The sequence below is a fragment of the Agromyces sp. P1_H4 genome (assembly GCF_056405255.1).
In genome coordinates this window covers 1-4,746 of record NZ_JBFUCL010000295.1, presented here as the reverse complement: position 1 = coordinate 4,746, position 4,746 = coordinate 1, and the positions used below count along the sequence as shown (strand labels likewise).

The following is a 4,746-nucleotide window of genomic DNA, read 5'->3' as shown; positions in this document are numbered from 1 at the left end:
GGTTCTCGTAGGGGCCGTGGGCGACCGCCGTGGCGAGCACCGCCGGCGGCGCGGCATCCGTCACCGCCAGCGAATCGCACGGCGTCGTCGAGCCCGCCCCTCCCCGGTAGCACGCGGTGTCGCCGGCGAAGCCCTCGGCGACCTCGGGCGACATGCGCAGCTCCGCGCTGACGCGGCCGAACGGCTGCGCCCAGCCGGTGCCGTTGACATCCCAGTAGAACTCGTCGATCGTCGCGTCGTCGGGTTCGAGCGTCACATTGTGCTGCGTGTAGCGGATGACATAGGTCTGCTCGCCGTGCACGAAGCCGTCGGCGGCGATGGTCACGAGGAGGAATTCGCCGTCGTCGTCGGCCTCGGCCTCGTACGAGCGCGGCGAGCCCGTGGCATCGGTCACCGACTCGATGCGGAGGTCGGTCGGGTGCCCCTGGTAGTCGATCGGGATGGCCCGGCGGATGCCGTGGTTCTGGTCGAACTCGGGGAACTGCGCCACGAGCGTCTCGGTCGTGGCGAGGGTGGATCGCCGCGCCGCGTCGCGCCCGAGCTCGTAGACCGCGTCGAACGACGCGAACGTGAAGTCGTCGACGCCCGCGGGCACCGACGACACCGGCGAGATCGTCGCCTCATGCCCGACAGTCGTGACCGTGGTCGCAGCGGCGGCGGGGGCACCTGGCGTGCCTGCGAGCGCGAGGGCGGCGAGGGATGCCACGGCGCCCAGCGCGGCGAGGGCGGACGCGACGGCGCGGCCGGAACGACGGATCATGAGGCCACGCTAGCGCCCGCTCGGCCGGGGCGACGATCCCGCGTTCGGGGATACCCGGCCGGGTATCGGAGGACGCGGAGTATCCTGATCCGGTGATCGACGACATCAAGAAGCGCGCCCTGCACCGCACGAAGATCATCGAGGGCCAGCTGCGCGGCATCGAGAAGATGATCGAGAACGAGGACTACTGCGTCGACATCATCACGCTGTCGCTGGCGGTGCAGAAGTCGCTGGGCTCGCTCAACAAGCTCCTCGTCGAGAATCACCTCCGCACGCACGTGACCGAGATGTACGAGGCCGGCGGCGACCAGCGCGACGCGGCCGTCGCCGAACTGCTGCGCATCTTCGAGCTCTCCAACAACCGCGGGTAGCCGAGCGGATGCCGCGGATCGAACTCGTCACCGGCGACCTCACCGCCGAGCACGTCGACGCCATCGTGAACGCGGCGAACTCGAGCCTGCTCGGCGGCGGCGGCGTCGACGGGGCGATCCACCGCGCCGGCGGCCCCTCGATCCTGGCGGAGTGCCGGGAGCTCCGGGCCACCGTGCTGCCCGACGGTCTGCCGACCGGTCGGGCGGTCGCGACGGGGGCCGGGAACCTGCACGCGCGGTGGGACGTCCACACCGACGGCCCCGACTGGCCGGGGCCGGGGCCCGAGGAGGCGGCCCGGCGGCGGCTCCTGGCGTCGGCGTACCGCGAGTCGCTCGGGCTGGCGGCCGGCCTGGGCGCGGCATCCGTCGCGTTCCCGGCGATCTCCGCCGGGATCTACGGATGGCCCGCCGACGACGCCGCCCTCGTCGCGCTCGAGACCACGGGCGGTGCGGATGCCGCCCCTGCACTGGTGCGGTTCGTGCTGTTCTCCGAGCGCATGCACGCGGTGTTCGCGGCGGCAGCCGAGCAGCTCGGGCTCGAGCTGGACTGATCCTCGGGCGCGGTTCAGGTCCCCGGCGCCGTCACGGCGAGCCATTCGTCGAGGTCGCTCGGCTGGTCGGTGATGATGCCGTCGACCCCGAGCGCACTCACCTCCTGCCACCGCTCGTGCGTGTTGAGGGTGTAGCAGAGCACTGCGACGCCGGCCTCGTGGAGGGCGTCGAGGGCTCCGGGAACCGCCGTCACCGAGGCCGCCGTCGTGCCGAAGCCGATGATGCCGAGCCGCTCCGCGAGCGGCACCGGATCGGCGGGCAGCTCGCGGATCAGCATGATGCGGGGGGTCGTGGGCGAGACCCGTTGCAGCGCGAACAGCGTCTCGAGGCTGAAGCTCTGCAGCACCACGCGGCCCCGCAGTCCGTGCTGCTCGATGAGGCCCACCACGGTGCGCACCTCGTCGGCACGCCAGTCGGCCTTGAGCTCGACGAGCGCACGGGCGTCGTCGCGGGCGGCGAGCGCGGTGAGGAACTCGTCGAGCGTCGGCATCCGCTCGCCCGCGTAGTCGGGGCCGTACCAGGCGCCCACGTCGAGCCGCCGCAGCTGCTGGAGGTCGAGCTCCCCGACCATGTGCGGGTCTCCCGTCACACGCTCGAGGGTGGTGTCGTGGAAGAGCACGGGCACGCCGTCGCGAGTGAGTTGCACGTCGGTCTCGACGAAGGCGAGGTCGTCCATGGCGAGCTCGAGCGAGGGCATGGTGTTCTCGGGGGCCTCGGCACGGTCGCCGCGGTGGCCGACGATGAAGGCCGCATCGCCCGGGAGCCGCAGGGCGCCGAACACGTCGACGGCCGACGCGGTCGTGGGCGTGGTCGCGACGAGGAGCACGGCCGCCATGGCGATGGTGCCGACGAGCGCGCAGGCCACGCGCACGGCGCGGCGCGGCGGATGCGCGAACCGTTCGAACCGTTCGAGCCGTCCGAACCGTCGGGTCCCGGTCACGGGGCGCGGCAGGCGAACGGACGGTGCGGTCGTGGGGGCGAGCGCAGCGGGCGTGCGGGTCACGGGAGTCGGGCCTTCCCACCGGGCGCGCCGTCGCGCCGCGGTGCAGGTCACTCTAGCAACGTCGTTACCGTTTCGTTACCACTTCTTCGGGGGTCGCGTCGGCCTGCGCGTCGGCGGTCGCCTCGCCAGTCGCCTCCGCCTCGGCCTCCGCCGTGATGCGATTCGCCATGCCCGAGAAGATCACGCCATGGAACGGCAGGATCGCCCACCAGTACAGGCGGCCGGCCAGTCCCTTGGGGAAGAAGACCGCCCGCTGCCGGTAGTCGGAGCCGCCATCGGATGCCGCGGCGGCGCCGAGCTCCAGCCAGGCGCGCCCCGGCACCCGCATCTCGGCGCGCAGCCGGAGGAATCGTCCCCGGTCGATGGCCTCGACCCGCCAGAAGTCGACGGCGTCGCCGACATGCAGCGTGTCGGGATCGCGCCGGCCGCGGCGGAGGCCCACGCCGCCGGTCAGCTTGTCCACCCACCCCCGAAGCGCCCACGCGAGTGGGAACGAGTACCAGCCGTTCTCCCCGCCCACGCCCTCGATGACGCGCCAGAGGGAGGAAGGCGGGGCCGACGATCGACGGGAGCGCTCGTCGACGTAGACCGTGTGGCCCGCCCAGTCGGGATCGCTCGGCAGGGGGTCGCTCGGTGCCCCCTCGACCTCGGCGTTGCGCCAGCTCGTCTCCACCTCGCCCTCGCGCTCACGCTCCAGCGCCAGCCGCACCGCGCGGCGGTAGGGCAGCAGCCCCTCGGGCGGCGGCAGGATGACGGCGTCGATGTCGTGCTCGCGCATGACGCAGTCGAACTGCAACGACTCGATGATCGGAACGGCCAGCCGCCGCGGGATCGGCGTGACGAGGTTCACCCATTGTCCGGCCAGCCACGGCGTGAGCACCGGCAGCGCGGCGATCGGACGCTGCGGCAGCCCCGCCTCCACCGCGTAGCCGTTCATGAGCTGCCCGTACCGGAAGACGTCGGGTCCGCCGATGTCGAACGCCCGGTTCACCTCGGGCGGCACCTCCGCGGCGCGCAGGAGGTAGTGCAGCACGTCGCGCACGGCGATCGGCTGGATGAAGCTGCGCACCCACCGAGGTGCCGGCATGTACGGCAGCACCTCGGTGAGGTGGCGGATCATCTCGAACGACGTGGATCCGGATCCGATGATCACGCCCGCCTGGAGCACGATCGTCGGCACCCCCGACGCCAGGAGGATCTCCCCCACCTGCATCCGCGATCGCAGGTGCCGCGACAGCGCCACGCCCTCGGGGTGGAGGCCGCCGAGGTACACGATGCKGCCGACGCCGTGCTCGCGCGCCGACGCCGCCACGTYGCGCGCGATGGCCAGCTCGGACGCCTCGAAGTCGCCGCGTCCGCCCATCGAGTGCACGAGGTAGTAGACGACCTCGACGCCCTCCATCGCGCGGTCCACCGCCGCACGGTCCACGAGGTCGCCCTCGACGACGTCGACGGATGCCGCCCACGGGACGTCCCGCAGCCGATCCGCCCGGCGCACGAGCACCCTGACGTCGTGGCCGGCCTCGACCAGGCGCGGAACGAGCCGGCCGCCGATGTAGCCGGTCGCGCCGGTGACGAGCACGCGCACGTGGACCCCCGTTCCGGGCCCGCACGTCGGTCAGGCCCGTTCGTTCCCTCGACGATAGTTGCCCGTCGCGCGCGCCAGCAGGTGCTGCGCCTGTGAATCGTCCGCGCGTTGCAGGGCCACGATGAGCCGTGCGGCATCCGACCCGCCCACCGTCATGACGACCCGGCCGCCGCGCGACACCATCACGCCGCCCTGCTTCGTGACGCGGTAGTCGAACGGGTCGGCGACCAGTCGCCCACGCTCGTCGGATGCCCCGTCGCGGCCGCTCATGGCTACCTCAGGCTCTTGGTGTGCCAGACGGTCTTGGTCTCGGTGAACGCGCTGATGCGGCCGAGCGCCGGAGCGGCCGCGTCAGGACCGGACTCGGGGCGCATCACGCGCTTCAGCGTGTCGGCCGCATCGATCTCGAGGGAGATCCAGTCGAGCGCACCCGCGCCCACGAGGTCGATCGCATTGACATCGGCGTGGCGCG

General features: G+C 72.5%; 6 protein-coding genes and 1 pseudogene. 2 read left to right on the top strand and 5 right to left on the bottom strand.

The genetic code is table 11. The annotated features are described in order from the left end of the window. Positions 1 to 760: DUF2207 domain-containing protein (locus AC1DY2_RS15570; RefSeq protein ID WP_476763246.1), on the bottom strand; the 760-nt coding region annotated here is incomplete at its 3' end. 92 nt (positions 761 to 852) lie between these two features. Between AC1DY2_RS15570 and AC1DY2_RS15565 the strand changes: the two genes are divergently transcribed. Together AC1DY2_RS15565 and AC1DY2_RS15560 are read left to right on the top strand one after the other, a co-directional pair. Next, on the top strand, positions 853 to 1,131 hold the full coding sequence (locus AC1DY2_RS15565; protein ID WP_130351132.1) for a metal-sensitive transcriptional regulator: 279 nt from the start codon (positions 853 to 855) through the stop codon (positions 1,129 to 1,131). Positions 1,132 to 1,139: 8 nt separating this feature from the next. Further along, positions 1,140 to 1,682, top strand: a complete 543-nt coding sequence (locus AC1DY2_RS15560) for an O-acetyl-ADP-ribose deacetylase (RefSeq protein ID WP_476763245.1) — start codon at positions 1,140 to 1,142, stop codon at positions 1,680 to 1,682. A gap of 14 nt (positions 1,683 to 1,696) precedes the next feature. Here the strand turns inward: AC1DY2_RS15560 and AC1DY2_RS15555 are convergent, their stop codons facing one another. The 4 genes and pseudogenes from AC1DY2_RS15555 to AC1DY2_RS15540 form a co-directional block, all read right to left on the bottom strand. After that, positions 1,697 to 2,623 carry a glycerophosphodiester phosphodiesterase gene (locus AC1DY2_RS15555; protein ID WP_476763244.1) on the bottom strand — a complete coding sequence of 309 codons (927 nt, stop codon included), beginning with the start codon at positions 2,621 to 2,623 and terminating at the stop codon, positions 1,697 to 1,699. Positions 2,624 to 2,750: 127 nt separating this feature from the next. After that, on the bottom strand, positions 2,751 to 4,274 hold the full coding sequence (locus tag AC1DY2_RS15550; protein ID WP_476763243.1) for an SDR family oxidoreductase: 1,524 nt from the start codon (positions 4,272 to 4,274) through the stop codon (positions 2,751 to 2,753). A 30-nt stretch (positions 4,275 to 4,304) separates the two neighbouring features. Further along, a complete protein-coding gene (locus tag AC1DY2_RS15545; RefSeq protein WP_476763242.1) occupies positions 4,305 to 4,544 on the bottom strand; it encodes a hypothetical protein in 240 nt (79 codons plus the stop codon). 2 nt (positions 4,545 to 4,546) lie between these two features. Next, positions 4,547 to 4,746, bottom strand: a pseudogene (locus AC1DY2_RS15540) (aldehyde dehydrogenase family protein); the annotation flags it as partial.

What these genes read in the sequence shown, in the direction of transcription:
- AC1DY2_RS15560 (WP_476763245.1), top strand. Translation starts at nt 1,140, where the DNA reads ATGCCGCGGATCGAACTCGTCACCGGCGACCTCACCGCCGAGCACGTC.
- AC1DY2_RS15545 (WP_476763242.1), bottom strand. Translation starts at nt 4,544, where the DNA reads ATGAGCGGCCGCGACGGGGCATCCGACGAGCGTGGGCGACTGGTCGCC.